The organism is Herbaspirillum sp. BH-1 (assembly GCF_002870055.1).
Taxonomy (GTDB): Bacteria; Pseudomonadota; Gammaproteobacteria; order Burkholderiales; family Burkholderiaceae_D; genus Herbaspirillum; species Herbaspirillum frisingense.
In genome coordinates, this window is sequence record NZ_PKOI01000004.1 from 282350 (window position 1) to 299549 (window position 17200).

The window sequence follows — 17200 nt, forward strand, 5'->3', positions numbered from 1 at the left end:
CCATGCACAAGGCATGGCCCGTCCCATCATGACGCGCTGCCTGCTCAGGCGGCCAGGCGCGGACGGTTGATGTCGGCCTTGGGCAGATCGCCCTGTTCCGGCAGCAGGCTGAAGTTGAACTCGATGGCATAGAAGGGCGCATCGACTTCGTGCTTGCGCAGTTCGGCCGGGTCGGTCACATGCGTCATCTCCGGCACCAGGCCCTCGCGGGTGGCGAAGGCGAAGTCATCCCACAGGTACGGATCGCCGGCGATGTTGATCTGCGTGGTCAGCTTGCGGTAGCCCGGCACGGTGACGAAGAAGTGGATGTGCGCAGGACGGCTGCCGTGGCGCCCCAGCTTGTTGAGCAGGCGGTCGGTGGCGCCGCCCGGGGGCACGCTGTAGCCGACCGGTACGCGGCTGCGGAAGCGATAACGGCCCTGCTCGTCGGTGCGGATGGAGCAGCGCAGGTTGAACGGGGTCTGGTCCGGATCGAAGAAGGAATAACGGCCCAGGTGGTTGGCGTGCCAGACTTCCACCAGCGCATTGGCCAGCGGCTTGCCGTGCTCGTCGCAGACCTGGCCTTGCATGAAGAGGGTGTCGCCCGGTTGCTCGTCCTTGTCCATGCGCGCAAAGCCCTTCTGTTCGGGCGCGCCCGAGACGTACAACGGACCTTCGATGGTGCGCGGGGTGCCGCCCTGCACGCCACGACGCGCTTCGGCTTCGTCCATGCGCAGGTCGAGAAAGTGCTCGAAGCCCAGGCCGGCGGCGATCAGGCCATATTCGCCGGACTTGCCGGCCGAGGTCAGATAATCCACGGCAGCCCAAAATTCTTCCGGCTGCACATCCAGGTCTTCAATCGTGTAAAACATGTCGCGCACGATGCGGTTGACGATGGTCTTGACACGCTGGTTCCCTTCCGCGAGCTCGGTGCTCTCGATTTTCTGCAATACCGCGTCGATGGCTTTCTTGTCCACGTTGTCTCTCCTGTCTCTGGTTGGATGTGGTTGGCTTGCTCTGGTGTCGCTGGCCGGTGAATGTCAGGCCAGCGAGACCAGCGGGGTCTTGCGGTCGCGGCGCAGTGCGTTGACGCGATCCTGGTCGAGTTCGATGCCCAGGCCAGGGCCGGTGGGCAATTCGAGGGCGAAGTCGCGATAGCGCAGCGGCGTGGCGAGGATTTCTTCGGTCAGCAGCAGCGGGCCGAACAGTTCGGTGCCCCAGGCCAGGGCACCGAAGGTGGCGAACAGCTGGGCCGAGGCCATGGTGCCGATGGCACCTTCCAGCATGGTGCCGCCATACAGATCGACCTGTGCCGCACCGGCGATGGCGGCGACCTGCTGGGCGCCGGCCAGGCCGCCGGACTGGTTGATCTTCACGGCAAACACGTCGGCCGCGCCCACGCGTGCCAGCTGGTAGGCGTCCTGCGGTCCGTGCAGGCTTTCATCGGCCATGATGGCGATGCGGTTCTTCTGGCGCAGGCGGCACAGTCCGTCGTGGTTACTGGCGGCAATGGGCTGTTCCACCAGATCGACGCCGGCATCGGCCAGCAACTGCATGCCCAGCATGGCATCGGTCTCGGTCCAGGCCTGGTTGACGTCGACCCGCACGCTGCCGCGCTCGCCGATGGCGCGCTTGATCGCCGCTACGTGGGCGCAATCCTGCTGCACGGTGCGGGCGCCGATCTTGAGCTTGAAGATGTTGTGACGGCGCTGGGCCAGCATCTTCTCGGCTTCCTCGATATCGCGGGTGGTGTCGCCGCTGGCCAGGGTCCAGGCGATGGGCAGGGTCTCGCGTACGCGGCCGCCGAAGAGGGTGGACAAGGGCACGCCCAGGCGGCGCGCCAGCGCATCGCACAGCGCGGTCTCGATGGCGCACTTGGCGAAGCGGTTGCCCTGCACGTGCTCGTCCAGCAGGTGCATGCGTGCGGCGACCTGGTTGGCATCGGCGCCGAGCAGCAGTGGCGTCATGTAGGTCTCGATGTTGACCTTGATGCTTTCCGGACTTTCTTCGCCATAGGCCAGTCCACCGATGGTGGTGGCTTCGCCCCAGCCGGCGACGCCGTCGTTGCCGGTGATGCGCACCAGGACCAGGGTCTGGCGATGCATGGTGGTCATCGACAGGCGATGCGGGCGGATGGTGGGAACGTCCAGCAGCAGGACCTCGACGGTCTCGATGGAGGTGGCGGGCAAGGATGAGCTCAAGATGAAATCCGGGTAAGTGGTGATGAGTGCTGGCAAGCGATGACTTGCCGCATCATAGGAAAAAAGCGCGCCGGGTGTCCAAGACCGTTTCGGGCATGCTGCATACCTTTTGGGTATAACGTCCTTGCCGTGCAAAAAACGGATAAGCCAGGCCGGAAAGATTGCAAATGGTGGATATCCGGGCCGGCAGGCACTACCTAAGATGCGTCCTATACCGGGCCAGACCTGGTGTCTAACGATGAGGACACGCCGCATGAACACATCCACCCAGCCTGATCAGCAAGGCTATGCACCGCTGGTGCAGTTTCCCCGCGCCGACGGCGCCCGTACCCCCTACAAGGTATTCAGCTCCAAGGAGGTCTACGACCTGGAGCAGGAGCGCATCTATCGCGGCGAGACCTGGAGCTTCCTGGCCCTGGAAGCGGAGATTCCCAACAATGGCGACTTCACGAGCACGTTCGTCGGCGATACCCCGGTGGTGGTGACCCGTACCGAAGACGGCAGCCTGGCCGCCTGGGTCAACAAGTGTTCGCACCGGGGCGCCGTGGTCTGCCGCACCCCGCGTGGCAATGCCAGTTCCCACAGCTGTGCTTATCACCAGTGGAGCTTCGATTCGCGTGGCAACCTGCTGGGCGTGCCGTTCCGTCGCGGCCAGAAGGGTGCGGCCGGCATGGCCAAGGACTTCGATCCCAAGTGCCATGGCCTGCGCCAGTTGCGCGTGGACAGCTACAAGGGCCTGGTCTTCGCCACCTTCAGCCAGACCGTGGAATCGCTGCCGGACTACATCGGCGCCGAGATGCGGCCCTGGATCGACCGCATCTTCCACAAGCCCATCGTCTACCTGGGCTGCACCCGCCAGTATTCCAAGTCCAACTGGAAGCTCTACCTGGAAAACGTCAAGGACCCGTACCACGCCAGTCTGCTACACCTGTTCCACACCACCTTCAATATCTTCCGCGTGGGCATGAAGGCGCGCTCGCTGGCCGACAAGCATCATGGCCTGCACAGCATCATCACTGCCACCAAGAACGAGGTGGAGACCGCCGATGCCTACAAGCAACAGGAGATCCGTTCCTTCGACGAGGGCTTCTCGCTGCAGGACCCGTCGGTGCTGGGCCAGATCAAGGAATACGAGGAACTGACCACCAACCACATCCAGCCCATCTTCCCGCAGCTGGTGGTGCAACAGATCCACAACACCCTGGTGGCGCGTCAACTGCTGCCCAAGGGACCCAACAACTTCGAGCTGATCTTCCACTTCTTCGGTTACGAGGACGACACTCCGGAACTGCGCGCCCTGCGCATCAAGCAGGCCAACCTGGTGGGGCCGGCCGGCTACATCTCGATGGAAGACACCGAGGCTACCGAACTGGTGCAGCGTGGCACGGCGCGTGACCCGGATCACTGCTCGGTGATCGACATGGCGCGCGACAACCCGGACCAGGAAGACACCCTGATCACCGAAAGCCTGATCCGCAAGTTCTGGATGGGCTACCAGAAACTGATGGGCTTCCCGTCCATCGAAAAGGCATGAGCGAGGCACAGCAGATGGAAAACATGGAACAGATGACATTGTGGTTCGCCCTGCACCAATTGCAGGAGCGTTACGTCCACGCCCTCGACAACGACCGCCTGGAAGAGTGGCCCGAATTCTTCACCGATGACTGCCTCTACGAGATCATCCCGCGTGAAAACGCCGATGCCGGCCTGCCCATCGGCATCATCTACTGCGACAGCAAGAAGATGCTGCATGACCGTGTGCTCTCGCTGCGCCATGCCAACATCTACGAGGCGCACACCTATCGTCACATGACGTCCGGACTGGTGTTCACCCAGAACGCCGACGGCTCGGTCGATGCCCAGTCCAGCTACGTGGTGGTACAGACCCTGCAGAACGGCGAATCCTTCGTCTACCAGGCCGGTCGTTATGAAGACCGCGTGGTCAAGACCGACGCCGGCTGGCGCTATGCCCGTCGCCGCGTGATCTACGACACGCTGCGCGTGGCGACGCTGTTGGCCACTCCCATCTGAGGTCGGTATGAGCGAGTGGTTCGATGTCGGCCATGCCGATGATTTCGCCGAGGGCGAAGTGGCTGCGGCTCGCGCGGGCAGCCAGGCGGTGGCGGTGTTCCGCCTCGGCGAGGAAATCTTTGCACTCAAGGACTTGTGCACCCACGGCAATGCCAAGCTCTCCGATGGCTATGTCGAGGATGGCTGCGTCGAATGTCCGCTGCACCAGGGCCTGTTCGATATCCGTAGCGGTGCACCGCGTTGTGCGCCGGTGACCGAGGCCGTGCGCAGCTTCCCGGTGCGGGTGGTGGCGGGGCGGGTGGAGGTCGGCGTCGGCGATGCCGCGCAGACCGGAGAAGGCGCGGCAGCTGCGCAGGACGCCGCACCGCAGTTGGTGCAGGCCAGCGTGGAGAGTATGGAGCGCGCTGCGCCGGACGTGGCGATCCTGCGCCTGCGTTGCGCCGCGCCCCTGTCCTGGCGTGCCGGACAATACATCGACCTGCTGCTGGAAGATGGTCAGCGCCGCAGCTACTCCATGGCCACCCATGCCGGTGCCGGCAGCGATTTGCTGGAGCTGCATGTGCGTCACCTGCCCGGTGGCGTGTTCACCGATCGCGTCTTCGGCGGCATGCAGCCGGGCCAGGCGCTCACGCTGGAAGGGCCGACCGGCAGCTTCTATCTGCGTGAAGGCGCGCAGCCGGTGATCCTGCTGGCCAGTGGCACAGGATTTGCTCCGGTCAAGGCATTGGTGGAAGAGGCGATCGCCGTCGGCAATACCCGGCCCATGCGCCTGTACTGGGGTGGCCGTCGCACCGCCGATCTCTACCTCGATGCGCTGTGCCGCGACTGGGCGGCGACGCTGCCCTGGTTCGAGTATGTGCCGGTGCTGTCGGAGGCGGATTCCGCTTCCGGCTGGCAGGGGCGCACCGGCTTCGTCCACCAGGCCGTGATGCAGGATGTTCCTGCGATGCAGCAATATCAGGTCTATGCCTGTGGCGCACCGGTCGTGGTAGAGTCAGCGCGGCGCGATTTCACGGCCGCCTGCGGCCTGCCCGAGACAGCCTTTTTCGCGGACTCCTTTCTCTCGAAGGCGGACCTGCGGACCTAGGGATGGCAGGCCAGCGCATGTGTTGAACCTGGCTTTCAACGACGCAGGGCGTGCCGTCTCCACAGCATTGCAGCATCACGACGATTTCAAACCATCAAGAACCTAGAGGGGAATCCAGGCATGAACCGACTGACTAAAGTGGCAGGTGCAGTAATGATGGCAATGGCCGCAGGCGCGAGCCTGTCGGCCCAGGCGGCCGACGTAGTGAAGATCGGCTTCCTGACCACCCTGAGCGGCCCGGCCAGCGCACCCGGCGTGGACGAGCGCGAAGGCTTCATGCTGGCCCTAAAGACCCTGGGCAACAAGCTCGGTGGCGTGCGCGCCGAAGTCATCGTGGTGGATGACCAGTTCAGCCCGGATGCCGCCAAGCAGGGCGCAGACCGCCTGATCAAGCGCGAGAAGGTCGACATCCTGAGCGGCTTCGTCTATTCCAACATCCTGCTGGCGGTGGCGCCGGCCGCCTTTGCCAGCAAGACCGTGGTGGTCAGCGCCAATGCCGGTCCGGCCCAGCTGGCCGGTGCCGGCTGTAATCCCTATTTCTTCAGCGCCAGCTACCAGAACGATGCGACCCACGAAGCCGCCGGCAAGCTGATGGCCGACAAGGGTTATCAGCGCGTGGCCATCATCGCCCCCAACTACCCGGCGGGCAAGGACGCCTCGGCCGGCTTCAAGCGCTTCCTGAAGAAGGAACCGGCGGTGGAGCTGTTCCCCAAGCTGGGCCAGCTTGATTTCGCCACCGAGATCGCCCAGCTGCGCGCAGCCAACATCGACGCGGTGTACTTCTTCCTGCCGGGCGGCATGGGCGTGAACTTCGTCAAGCAATATGCCGCCGCCGGCATGGACCCCAAGATCGTGCGCGTGATGCCGGCCTATGACGCCGACCAGCAGATGCTGTCCAACGGCGACCTGATCGCCGGCGTGGCCAATACCGGCCAGTGGTCGGCCGACCTGCCCAATGAGCAGAACCGCGCCTTCGTCTCCGCCTACGTCAAGGAATACGGTCGCCAGCCCTCGATGTATGCCTCCCAGGCCTATGACGCGGCCATGCTCATCGACAGCGCCGTCAAGGCCGTCGGCGGCAAGGTGGACAACCGTGAGGCCCTGATCGCCGCCATGAAGGCTGCCAATTTCAAGTCGGTGCGCGGTGGCTTCAAGTTCGCGGCCAACCACTTCCCGATCCAGAACCAGTATGCGCGGGTGGTGACCAAGGGCGCCGACGGCAAGTACGTCAACAACATGACGCAGACGCTGTTGACCGACCACGTCGACGCCTACGTCGGCGAATGCAAGATGCAATAAGGGCGGATCATCTTGGGTAATCTGATCTTCGAGCAGGTGCTCAACAGCCTGCAGTTCGGCGTCATGCTGTTCCTGATCGCTTCGGGATTGACGCTGATCTTCGGTGTGATGAACTTCGTGAACCTGGCGCACGGCAGCTTCTTCATGATCGGCGCCTACGTGGCGGCGGTGGTGGCCGGCGCCAGCGGATCGTTCTGGCTGGGCCTGCTGGTGGCCCTGCCGGTCACGGCCGCGCTGGGCTTCCTGCTGGAGTGGCTGGTGTTTCGCCGGCTCTACAAGAAGGACCACATGGTGCACGTGCTGGCCACCTTCGCCTTCATCCTGATCTTCAACGATGGCGTGCGCATGATCTGGGGGCCGCAACCGCTGCCGCTGAACATGCCGGCCGCCTTCGCCGGACCGGTCAATCTGCTGGGCCTGCCTTACTCCAGCTATCGCCTGCTGGTGATGGCGGTGGGTGTGGTGGTGGCCATCGGCCTGTACTTCCTGATCAACCGTACCCGCATCGGCATGTGGGTGCGCGCCGGGGCCAACAACCTGGAGATGGTCACGGCCATGGGCATCAACATCCGCCTGCTGTTCCGGCTGGTGTTCAGCTTCGGCCTGTTGCTGGCGGCACTGGCCGGCATCATGCTGGGACCGTTGGTGGCGGTGCAGGCCGGCATGGGTGACGATGTGCTGATCCTGGCCTTCGTGGTAGTGGTCATCGGCGGCATCGGCTCGGTGCCGGGCGCGGCCGTCGGCGCGCTCATCGTGGGCGTGGTCGATACCCTGGGGCGTGGCCTGCTGCCGTCCCTGTTCGCGCTGTTCCTGAGCGCCGACGCCGCCGCTTCGGTGGGTCCGGCGCTGGGCTCGATGATGATCTACCTGGTGATGATCGCGGTGCTGTTCTGGCGCCCCAGCGGTCTGTTCCCGGCACGTACCTGAGGAGTCTCATGCAACGTCTGTTCGTTCCCCTGCTGCTGGTCCTGGCAGTGCTGCTGCCGATACTGGCGCAGGCCACCGGGATGGAGTACTACATCGGCGTGGTCACGCGCATCCTGATCTTTTCGATGGTGGCGGCCAGCCTGAACTTCATCCTCGGCTATGGCGGCATGGTCAGCTTCGGCCATGCGGTGTTCTTCGGCCTGGGCGCCTACGTGACCGCCATTGCCAGTTTCCATGGCGTCACCAGCGCCTGGCTGATCTGGTTGCTGGCGGCGCTGGTGACGGCGCTGGTGGGCCTGGGCATCGGTGCCATCGCGCTGCGTACACGGGCGGTCTATTTCATCATGATCACCATGGCGCTGGCGCAACTGTTCTACTACTTCTTCGTCGGCCTGCGCTTCTACGGCGGCGATGACGGCCTGCAGGTCAATGCCCGCCCGGTGCTGGGCCTGGGTCTGGATATCAGTGGCGACAATGGTTTCTACTGGGTGGTGCTGGCCTGGCTGGCGCTGTCCTACCTGTTGCTGGGGCGCCTGCTGGCCTCGCGCTTCGGCCTGGCCCTCAATGCAATCCGTCAGAACGAGCGGCGCGCCCAGGCCATCGGCTACCCGGCCATGCGCTACAAGCTGGCCGCCTTCGTGATTGCGGCCGTCATCGCCGGCATCGCCGGCAGCCTGATCGGGATGAGCAACCTGTTCGCCAGCCCCAAGCTCTTGCACTGGTCGCAGTCCGGCATCCTGCTGGTGATGGTGGCCCTGGGCGGGGTGGGATATTTCTACGGCGGCCTGCTGGGGGCGGCGGCCTTCCTGCTGCTGGAAGAAGTGCTGTCCACCCATTTCGAATACTGGCAGATCTATGTCGGCCTGATCCTGTTGCTGGTGGTGATGGTGGCGCCGCGCGGCGTGAGTTCGCTGGCCACCATCGGCAAGACCTTGAAGCAGGGAGAGCAACATGGCGCATGAGCACGCCGCCGCATCGGGCGCGCAGGCGCTGTCGGTCCGGGGCCTGAAGAAGAGCTATGGCGGACTGGCCGCCACCCGCGATGTCCATCTGGAGATCGCGGCCGGCCAGGTGCACGCCATCATCGGCCCCAACGGTGCCGGCAAGACCACGCTGCTGTCGCTGCTCTCGGGCGCGCTGGCGGCCGATGCCGGCGAGATCTACCTGTTCGGCCAGGCCATGCACGGCCATGCCGAGCAGGCCAGGGTGGCGGCCGGGCTGGTGCGCTCCTTCCAGATCACCAGCGTCTTCGATGAACTGAGCGTGCTGGAAAACCTGCAGGTGGCCGTACAGCGCGGCCAGCATCGCAGCTATGGCTTCTTCCACGCCAGCGCCAGCGACCGCCTGGCACGGGAAGCCGCGCTGGAGGTGGCACGCCGGGTCGGGCTGGAGAAGGTGGCGCACCAGCTGTCGTCGCAGTTGTCGCACGCGGCGCGACGGCGCCTGGATGTCGGCCTGGCCATTGCTTGCCGACCGCGCGTGCTGTTGATGGATGAACCCATGGCCGGCATGGGCCATGAGGAATCGGGCGACATGATCGCCCTGATCCAGTCGCTCAAGCAGGAACTCACCGTCGTGCTGGTCGAGCATGACATGGACGCCGTCTTCGCCCTGGCTGACCGCATCACGGTGCTGGTACAGGGCGCGGTGCTGGCCACCGGCAGCGTGGACGAGATTCGCGCCAATGCCGAGGTCAAGCTGGCTTACCTGGGCGAGGAGGAAACACAATGAGTGCATTGCTGGAGGTGGAAGGCCTCACCGGCGGTTACGGGGCCAGCCAGGTGCTGTTCGGGATCGACCTGCGTGTCAACGAGGGCGAAGTGGTCACCCTGCTGGGCCGCAATGGCATGGGCAAGACCACCACGCTGCGCACCATCCTGGGCCTGAACCGGCCTACCGGCGGCCAGGTGCGTTTCCGTGGCGAAGCCATCCATGCCGCCAGCGCCGACGCCATTGCGCGACGCGGGATCGCCATCGTTCCCGAAGGGCGGCAGATCTTCAAGAACCTGAGCGTGGAAGAAAACCTGTCCGCCTTCGCCGCCCATCGCAACGGACGCGACAATCCGTGGACGCTGGAGAAGATCTATCAGCAGTTCCCGCGCCTGAAGGAGCGTCGCGGCAACGGGGGCGGCCAGCTCTCGGGCGGCGAGCAGCAGATGCTGGCCATCGGTCGCGCGCTGATGACCAACCCGCATCTGCTGATCCTGGATGAGGCCACCGAAGGCCTGGCGCCGCTGGTGCGCGAGGAAATCTGGTCCTGCCTGAAAGCCCTGCGCGAATACGGCCTGACCATCATCGTCATCGACAAGTACATCAAGCGCCTGATCGGCTTTGCCGACCAGCACACCATCCTGGAAAAGGGCAAGGTGGTCTGGCAGGGCGATTCTGCGCAACTGTCGGTGCAGACCGAACTGTGGGACCAGTATCTCAGCGTTTAAGCGCATTGAATGGTCTTGCGAACTGCCTTAAGGAAAAGATAATGCCCGCGCCCCAATCCTTGACCACCACCCGTCGCGTCCTCTGCCCTGAAGCCGACTGCGAAGCAGGTTACAACCTCAAGGCGGCCTTCCCGGACTTTCCGCAGGTCCTGCAGCAATGGCAGCAGGCCACCGCCGCCATTGCCGGCACGTTGCTGACCGAGGCCGATATCGCCTATGGCAGCGGGCCGCTGCAGCGTTTCGATTTCTACCGCGCCGATGGTGGCGAGCGTCCCTTGCTGGTGTTCATCCACGGTGGCTACTGGCAGGGTGGCGACAAGCAGGACATCGGCTTCATCGCCGCGCCCTATGTGCAGGCCGGCATCAGCGTGGCGGTGATCAACTATTCGCTGGCCCCGCAGGCGCGCATCGAGGACATGGTGGACGAGGTGCATGCCTGCCTGGCCTCGATCAGGGGCATGGCGCACAAGCTGCAGATCGATCCGGCGCGCATCTCGCTGATGGGGCATTCGGCCGGCGGGCATCTGGCGGCCTTAGTGGCGGCGCAACTGGCGGCACAGGTCGGCGCACAAGCGGTGCAGGCGGTGTTTGCGATCAGTGGCGTATTCGATCTGGTACCGCTGATCCCCACTTCGCTGAACCGCGCCCTGACGCTGGATGTCGCCCGTGCCGACGCATTGAGTCCGGTGCTGCAGGCTGGCCCTGCCAGTACCCGCGTGCACACCATCATCGGTGAGCAGGAGACGGTGCAATTCCATCTGCAGGCCGCGGTGATGGCCAACTGCTGGTCGCAGGTGGTGGCCCATCATGTGGTATCGCAGACCCATCACTACACGGTGCTGTTCCCGCTGGCCGATGCGGCCAGTCCGGTGTGCCAGGCGGTGATCAGGGAGATGCTCGGCTGAGGCCGACGGCTCCCTGTCACTGACTGCGACCCACCGCTCGTCACGCTACCAACCACCGCCCAGGGCCCGATACAGGCCCACGCTGGCGCGTGCCGAGTCTGCCTCGGCCACGATCAGCTGGTCCTGTGCGGCCAGCAGCTGGCGCGTCTGTTCCAGCACTTCCACGCGACTCTCGGCACCATGGTCGAAGGCCTCGGTGACCGCTCTCAAGGCTTCCTCGCTGGCCGCCTTCTGCTGTTGCAGGGCCAGGCGCCGCTGGTCGACTTCGCTCTCGTTGACCAGCGCGTTTTCCACATCCTCGGTGGCCTTCAGCATGGCCTGGCGAAAGCGCGACAGGTCTTCCGCATGGGCGCCTTTGGCCGCCGCCACTTCCGCATCCACCCGACCGAAATCAAACAGGCGCCAGCGCAGGCCCGCTACCGCTGTGGGCTGCAGGGTGCGCTCGGAGAGTTCGAAGCGCGACAGGCTCTCGAAACCCAGCAAGCCCGATAAGGATAGCTTGGGGTAGTACTCCGACATGGCCACGCCGATACGGGCGTTCGATGCCGCCAGCCGGCGCTCGGCGGCCATCACATCGGGACGCCGGCGCAGCAGTTGGGCCGGTGCCGGCAGGGCGTCCAGGGACGGTGCGGCGGCCATGGTCGGCGCATCGCTGGTCCACTGGGTCGCCAGGCTGCCGGGTGCCGCCCCCATCAGGACATCGAGCCGATTGCGCTGGACCTCGATTTCGGCGCGCACCGGCGTGACCGCGGCGCGCGCGCCGGCCAGCCGGGCCTGCGCCTGGGCCAGTTCACGACGATTGGAAAACCCGTCCTGCAGCCGCAGCGCCACCAGTTCACTCAACTGGCGCTCGGCGGCGATCTGCTGTTCCAGCACCTGGAGCCGCGCTTGCGCCCCACGCAGCCGGAAATAGGCATCGGCCGCTTCGGCGGCCAGCGATATCCGCACGCCGAGGCCATCGGCGGCGGCGGCCTCGGCGCTGGCGAGATCGGCTTCGCGCTGGCGATGCAGGCCACCGAAGAGATCGATTTCCCAACTGGCGCCGACGCCCAGGTCGTATTGCGTGTGGTTGCGCTCGTAACCCGGGAAGTTGCTGGCGATCTGGCCCAGTGGACTGCGCAGCGACTGCCGCTGCTGCTGCACCTGCAGGTTGGCGTCAGCGCTGGGCAGCAGGGCGGCATCGGCCAGTTGTGCCACCGCACGGGCCTGCTCGACGCGGGACAGGGCGGCCTGCAGATCCAGATTCTGGGCCAGCACGCAGTCGATGATGCGATCCAGCACCGGGTCGTGGAAACCGGACCACCACTGGCGCAGCGCCTCGCTGGAGGCCTGCTGATTGGTGGAGGCCTGCGCCGCCGCGCCGGCATGGGCATAGCGGGCCGGCAGCACCGCGCCCGGGGCATCGCCGCTGGCGTAATCGGGACCGACGGCGCAGGCGCTCAGCGTGGTGGCGACCAGGAGAGCGAGCAGGCTCAGGGGGAGGGAGCGGGGGCGGGATTGCATGCGCTTGCCTTTCGTGGGGTTCGATGAGTTACTTGCAAATTGATAGTTGTCAGTGTAAAGTCACTTTCATTGTGAAAGCAACTGGTTTGTTCCCGATGTGGTGATCCCGCTCCCGTCTTTCGCCTGTTGCTGATGTGTCACTCCCCGTTTTCTTTTTCCATCCACCGATCCTTGCAAGGAGTTGATCCATGGCCCATCCCCTCTCACCCGACAGCAATCCACCGGCTGTGCGCAAACGGATGACGGGCAAGGCCCATCTGGGGCTGGCGGTGGGCGGCGTAGCCGCGTTGGCGCTGGCCTTCTATGGCTGGCACTGGTGGCAGCATGGGCGTTACCAGCAAGACACGGACGATGCCTATGTCGGCGGCGACATCACCGTCATCAGTGCCAAGGTGCCGGGCTACATCGCTACCGTGGCGGTGAGCGACAACCAGGTGGTGCATGCCGGCGACCTGCTGGCCAGGCTGGATGACCGCGACTACCGCGCCGCGCTGGCCCGCGCCGATGGCGCCGTGGCCGCCCGCAAGGCCGAACTCGCCAACCTGGAGGCCACCCGTGCCGTGCAGGCGGCGCTGATCGCGCAGGCCAAGGCTACGGTGGACGCCAGCCAGGCCGAGATCGTGCGCAGCCAGGACGATGACCGCCGCTTCGAGCGGCTGGTGGACAAGGCGGCGGTGTCGGTGCAGGCGGCCCAGAAGGCTGCGGCCGATTACCGCCAGGCCGCTGCCAACGGTCAAAAGGCCCAGGCCGGACTGGCCGTGGCCACGCGCCAGCTGGCAGTGATCGATACCCAGCAGCAGCAGGCCGCAGCCGGCCTGGCCCAGGCCATGGCCGAGCGTGAAGCAGCCAGCCTCAACCTGGGCTATACCGAATTGCGTGCGCCCATCGACGGCGTGGTCGGCAACCGCCGCGCCCGTGCCGGCGCCTATGCGGCCACGGCCAGCCAGCTGATGGTGATCGTGCCGGCCCACGGCCTGTGGGTCGACGCCAATTTCAAGGAAAGCCAACTGGCCGGCATCCAGCCCGGTGACCCCGCGACCATTGAGGCCGATGCCGTGCCGGGCCGGGTCTTCCATGGTCGGGTGGCCAGCGTGGCGCCGGCCACCGGCGCCCAGTTCAGCGTGCTGCCGCCGGAAAACGCCACCGGCAACTTCACCAAGATCGTGCAGCGGGTACCGGTGCGCATCGTCCTCGACCAGGCTGATGCGGCCCTGGATGCGCTGCGCCCCGGCCTGTCGGTGGTGGCGCGGGTCGACCACCGGAGCCAGGGATCATGAGCAACGGCGCGGCAGCGGCGGGGCAACTGATCCAGCCGTCGCAGATGACGACTTCCGCCAAGGTCTTCGCCTTTGGCGTGATGTGCATCGGCATGTTCGTGGCACTGCTGGATATCCAGATCGTCTCGGCCTCGCTGCGCGACATCGGCGGCGGCCTGTCGGCCGGCAATGATGAAACCACCTGGGTACAGACCAGCTACCTGATCGCCGAGATCATCGTCATCCCGCTCTCGGGCTGGCTCACGCGCACCATGTCCACGCGCTGGCTGTTCGCCTTCTCGGCCGCCGGCTTCACCCTGACCAGCCTGCTGTGCGGGCTGGCCTGGAACATCCAGAGCATGATCGTGTTCCGCGCCATGCAGGGTTTCCTGGGCGGGTCGATGATCCCTACCGTCTTCACCACCGCCTTCGCCTTCTTCGACAACAAGCAGCGCGTCATCGCCGCCTCCACCATCGGTGCCATCGCCTCGCTGGCGCCCACGCTGGGCCCCACCGTGGGCGGCTGGATCACCGATCACTACAGCTGGCACTGGCTGTTCTTCATCAACCTGCTGCCGGGTATCTTCATCACCCTGACCGTGCCGCGCCTGGTGCGCATCGACCTGCCGGACTGGTCGCTGCTGCGGCGGGCCGACTATCCGGGGATCATCCTGATGTCGCTGTTTCTCGGCTGTCTCGAATACACCCTGGAAGAAGGCCCGCGCTGGGACTGGATGGGCGACCCGGTCATCGCCACCACCGCCTGGGTGGCGGGCATTGCCGGCGTGCTCTTCGTCTGGCGCAGCCTGACGGCCGCCGAACCGGTGGTGGACCTGCGGGCGCTGAAGGATCGCAATTTCGCGCTGGGCTGCTTCTTTTCCTTCGTCACCGGCATCGGCATCTTCGCCACGATCTACCTGACCCCGCTGTTCCTGGGCCGGGTGCGCGGTTTCAGCGCCTTGCAGATCGGGCTGGCGGTGTTTTCCACCGGGGTGTTCCAGATCATGTCCATCCCGCTATATGCCTGGCTGACCAAACGCATGGACCTGCGCTGGATCATGATGCTCGGGCTGGGTCTGTTTGCGCTGTCGATGTGGCAGTTCCTGCCGATCACGCATGACTGGGGCTGGGCGCAACTGCTGCTGCCGCAGGCACTGCGCGGCGTGGCCCAGCAACTGGCGGTGCCGCCTACAGTGACGCTGACTCTCGGCGGCCTGGCGCCGGCACGACTGAAGTTCGCCTCGGGCTTGTTCAACCTGATGCGCAACCTGGGTGGCGCCATTGGCATTGCGCTATGCGCCACCATCCTCAACGATCGTACCAACCTGCACTTCATGCGCCTGGCCGAGCATCTCAACGGCGCCAGCGAATCCATGCTGCAGTGGCAGGGCGCGGTGGGCGATGCCCTGAGCACGCAACTGGGCGACGCGCTGGCAGGGCAGGCCGCCGCCCTGCGGCAATTGTGGCAACTGACCTATCGCGAGGCGCAGACGATGACCTTCTCGGACGCCTTCCTGGCCGTGATGGTGTGCTTCATCATCGCCACCCTGATGGTGCCGCTGATGCGCAGGGTGGTACCGCCCAAGGCGCCCTCGGCAGATGCGCATTGAGGGCAGGGCGGCCCGGCGTGTCACAATGCGGCACAATGCGGGTCGCACGCAGGAATGCCCTGCTGCGGCCACCCTGAGAACCTGAAAACCTGAGTACAGCTGGAGAACCCCACATGCAGCGCAAGCGCTTTGATGACATGCAATGCCCGATCGCCCGTTCGCTGGACCGCGTGGGTGAGTGGTGGAGCATCCTGATCCTGCGCGATGCCTTCTATGGTCTGTCGCGCTTCGATGAATTCCAGAAGCACCTGGAGATCGCCCCCAACATCCTGACCCGCCGCCTGGCCGGGCTGGTGGAGCAGGGCTTGCTGGAGAAGGTGCAATATTCCGAACGCCCGCCGCGCTACGAATATCACCTGACCCCGCGTGGACGCGATTTCCGCCCGGTGCTGCTGGCCCTGCTGCAATGGGGCAATACCCATTTCGCCCCGGAAGGTCCGGCCGTGATCCTGACCGATATCGAGACCGGCAAACAGGCCATCCCCATGATGGTGGATGCCAACACCGGCAAGCCCATCACGCCCCAGACCCACATCATCGCCGAAGGCCCGGCGGCCAGCGACAAGGTCAAGCGCAGCATTGCCGAGCTGCTGGAACGACGCGCCGCCGCTGCTTCCTGAGCGGCGCGTCGTGGGGGGCGGCTAGGCCGCCTGGCGGGTGCCGGCAGGATCGGCCAGCCGGGCGAACTCGGCCAACAGCGCGATGACCACCATGACCGCCGCGCCCAGGAACATCAGGCGATGCTGGCCATGCACCAGGTTGAAGAGCGCCGAGAAGCCATAGGCCGCCAGCGCCATCAGGGCCGCCGAAAACACCGTGGCGCGGCTCCACACCAGATTCTGCTGCACCGGATGGTGCGGCAACAGCTCATGCACCCGGGCCACTGCCAGCGGCACCATGCCCGGCGCGAACATCCCGATCACCAGCGTGTACAGGCCCAGCAGCAGATGATTGTCGCTCTGGTACACGCCCACCAGCATCGCCACCTGCACCACGCTGAACAGGGCCATGCCATTCTGCGCACCAGCCTTGTCCGCCACCCAGCCATACAGCGGCGGACCGACGATAGCGCCGACACCGTACAGCACCCAGAACAGCGCGCCATATTCGGTCCCCATGCCCAGCCCGCGTGAGATGTAATCCACCAGGAACACCATCGGTGCCACCGCCGAGGCCGCCATCAGCGCGTATTGCCCGAACAGCAGCTTGATGCGCCAGTTGGCCGTGGTCACGTGTCGTGGCGCCGGGTGCGCTGTAGCAGCTGCAGTCTTGTGGCCCTGTACCGGCGGCCAGGCAAACCAGCTCGCCGCGCTCAGCACGGCCGACAGTACCGCCAGCCCGATCCAGGTGACGCGCAGCCCCATGCCCAGCAGCAGCGGAATGAGCGTACCGGTCGCGGCGATGCCCAGTCCCAGCCCGAGGAAGATCGCACCGCTGGCGCGCCCCCGGCTGGCCGGCGGTACGTGCGGCAGGATGGTCCCGGCCACCAGCACCATCACCACCCCGCCGGCCACACCCGAGAGCAGGCGCCAGACGAAGTACCAGGCCAGCGACAAGGGGAAGGCACAGGCCAGGAAGGTCAGCGTGATGAGCAGCATCATCAGCCGCAGCGCGCGCTGGTTGCCGATCCGCCCGCCGATGGGACGGGCGATGAGCGCGCCGATCAGATAGCCGGCCAGATTGGCAGCGCCCAGGTAGATCACGCTGGAGGTGGAAAACCAGTGCTGATGGATCAGCTCGGGAATGAGCGGCGTAAAGCCGAACCTGGCCAGCCCGATGCTGACCAGGCTGGCGGACAGCCCGGCGAAGATATAGCGCCAGACCTCGGCGCGGGTAGCGGAGGGCGCGTGGGTGGCATGTGTGGCGTGGGTGGCGTGGGAGGGGTCACCCACAGGGTTTTGTGAACGCATGATGGCCTGCCTGTTCAAGTAGATTCAACGTGGATTGCAAGTTGACCGATGGGC

Annotated in this window: 16 protein-coding genes; 12 read left to right on the forward strand and 4 right to left on the reverse strand. The window is 65.4% G+C overall.

What is annotated here, in order from left to right:
• Nucleotides 1-44 precede the first annotated feature (44 nt).
• Together catA and HBH1_RS08005 are read right to left on the reverse strand one after the other, a co-directional pair.
• Nucleotides 45-956, reverse strand: coding sequence for a catechol 1,2-dioxygenase (catA, locus tag HBH1_RS08000; protein ID WP_006464258.1), 912 nt, complete (start codon nucleotides 954-956; stop codon nucleotides 45-47).
• Nucleotides 957-1019: 63 nt separating this feature from the next.
• On the reverse strand, nucleotides 1020-2180 hold the full coding sequence (locus tag HBH1_RS08005) for a muconate/chloromuconate family cycloisomerase (RefSeq protein WP_102662358.1): 1161 nt from the start codon (nucleotides 2178-2180) through the stop codon (nucleotides 1020-1022).
• Between the two features lie 253 nt (nucleotides 2181-2433).
• Here HBH1_RS08005 and andAc point away from each other — a divergent pair, with 253 nt between their 5' ends.
• From andAc to HBH1_RS08050, 9 genes are all read left to right on the forward strand, one after another.
• Nucleotides 2434-3714, forward strand: a complete 1281-nt coding sequence (andAc, locus tag HBH1_RS08010; protein ID WP_102662279.1) for an anthranilate 1,2-dioxygenase large subunit AndAc — start codon at nucleotides 2434-2436, stop codon at nucleotides 3712-3714.
• Nucleotides 3711-4211 carry an anthranilate 1,2-dioxygenase small subunit AndAd gene (gene andAd / locus HBH1_RS08015; RefSeq protein ID WP_102662280.1) on the forward strand — a complete coding sequence of 167 codons (501 nt, stop codon included), beginning with the start codon at nucleotides 3711-3713 and terminating at the stop codon, nucleotides 4209-4211. The genes andAc and andAd overlap by 4 nt, the downstream gene beginning before the upstream one ends.
• 7 nt (nucleotides 4212-4218) lie before the next feature.
• Complete coding sequence (andAb, locus tag HBH1_RS08020) at nucleotides 4219-5298, forward strand: anthranilate 1,2-dioxygenase ferredoxin subunit AndAb (protein WP_102662281.1); 1080 nt, start codon at nucleotides 4219-4221, stop codon at nucleotides 5296-5298.
• Nucleotides 5299-5418: 120 nt separating this feature from the next.
• On the forward strand, nucleotides 5419-6597 hold the full coding sequence (locus tag HBH1_RS08025; RefSeq protein ID WP_102662282.1) for an ABC transporter substrate-binding protein: 1179 nt from the start codon (nucleotides 5419-5421) through the stop codon (nucleotides 6595-6597).
• Between the two features lie 12 nt (nucleotides 6598-6609).
• Complete coding sequence (locus HBH1_RS08030) at nucleotides 6610-7524, forward strand: branched-chain amino acid ABC transporter permease (protein WP_102662283.1); 915 nt, start codon at nucleotides 6610-6612, stop codon at nucleotides 7522-7524.
• 8 nt (nucleotides 7525-7532) lie between these two features.
• Nucleotides 7533-8486: a branched-chain amino acid ABC transporter permease gene (locus tag HBH1_RS08035; RefSeq protein WP_006464265.1), complete on the forward strand. Its 954-nt coding sequence runs from the start codon at nucleotides 7533-7535 to the stop codon at nucleotides 8484-8486.
• Nucleotides 8476-9255: an ABC transporter ATP-binding protein gene (locus HBH1_RS08040; protein ID WP_102662284.1), complete on the forward strand. Its 780-nt coding sequence runs from the start codon at nucleotides 8476-8478 to the stop codon at nucleotides 9253-9255. Before HBH1_RS08035 ends, HBH1_RS08040 begins: the two co-directional genes overlap by 11 nt.
• Nucleotides 9252-9962: an ABC transporter ATP-binding protein gene (locus HBH1_RS08045; protein ID WP_102662285.1), complete on the forward strand. Its 711-nt coding sequence runs from the start codon at nucleotides 9252-9254 to the stop codon at nucleotides 9960-9962. The genes HBH1_RS08040 and HBH1_RS08045 overlap by 4 nt, the downstream gene beginning before the upstream one ends.
• Nucleotides 9963-10003: 41 nt before the next feature.
• Nucleotides 10004-10867, forward strand: a complete 864-nt coding sequence (locus HBH1_RS08050) for an alpha/beta hydrolase (RefSeq protein ID WP_199181545.1) — start codon at nucleotides 10004-10006, stop codon at nucleotides 10865-10867.
• A gap of 45 nt (nucleotides 10868-10912) precedes the next feature.
• On the opposite strand, the gene HBH1_RS08055 is transcribed toward HBH1_RS08050, so the two are convergent.
• Entirely contained in the window at nucleotides 10913-12370 is a 1458-nt protein-coding gene (locus HBH1_RS08055) for an efflux transporter outer membrane subunit (RefSeq protein ID WP_102662286.1), read from the reverse strand.
• 188 nt (nucleotides 12371-12558) lie between these two features.
• Between HBH1_RS08055 and HBH1_RS08060 the strand changes: the two genes are divergently transcribed.
• The 3 genes from HBH1_RS08060 to HBH1_RS08070 all read left to right on the forward strand — a co-directional run bounded on the left by HBH1_RS08060 (nucleotide 12559) and on the right by HBH1_RS08070 (nucleotide 15856).
• Nucleotides 12559-13647: an HlyD family secretion protein gene (locus tag HBH1_RS08060; protein ID WP_102662287.1), complete on the forward strand. Its 1089-nt coding sequence runs from the start codon at nucleotides 12559-12561 to the stop codon at nucleotides 13645-13647.
• Nucleotides 13644-15236 (forward strand): DHA2 family efflux MFS transporter permease subunit, encoded by a 1593-nt coding sequence (locus tag HBH1_RS08065; protein ID WP_102662288.1) that lies wholly within the window; start codon nucleotides 13644-13646, stop codon nucleotides 15234-15236. The genes HBH1_RS08060 and HBH1_RS08065 overlap by 4 nt, the downstream gene beginning before the upstream one ends.
• 113 nt (nucleotides 15237-15349) lie before the next feature.
• Nucleotides 15350-15856 carry a winged helix-turn-helix transcriptional regulator gene (locus HBH1_RS08070; protein ID WP_102662289.1) on the forward strand — a complete coding sequence of 169 codons (507 nt, stop codon included), beginning with the start codon at nucleotides 15350-15352 and terminating at the stop codon, nucleotides 15854-15856.
• Between the two features lie 21 nt (nucleotides 15857-15877).
• Here the strand turns inward: HBH1_RS08070 and HBH1_RS08075 are convergent, their stop codons facing one another.
• Entirely contained in the window at nucleotides 15878-17146 is a 1269-nt protein-coding gene (locus HBH1_RS08075; RefSeq protein ID WP_102662360.1) for a YbfB/YjiJ family MFS transporter, read from the reverse strand.
• Between the last annotated feature and the right edge of the window lie 54 nt (nucleotides 17147-17200).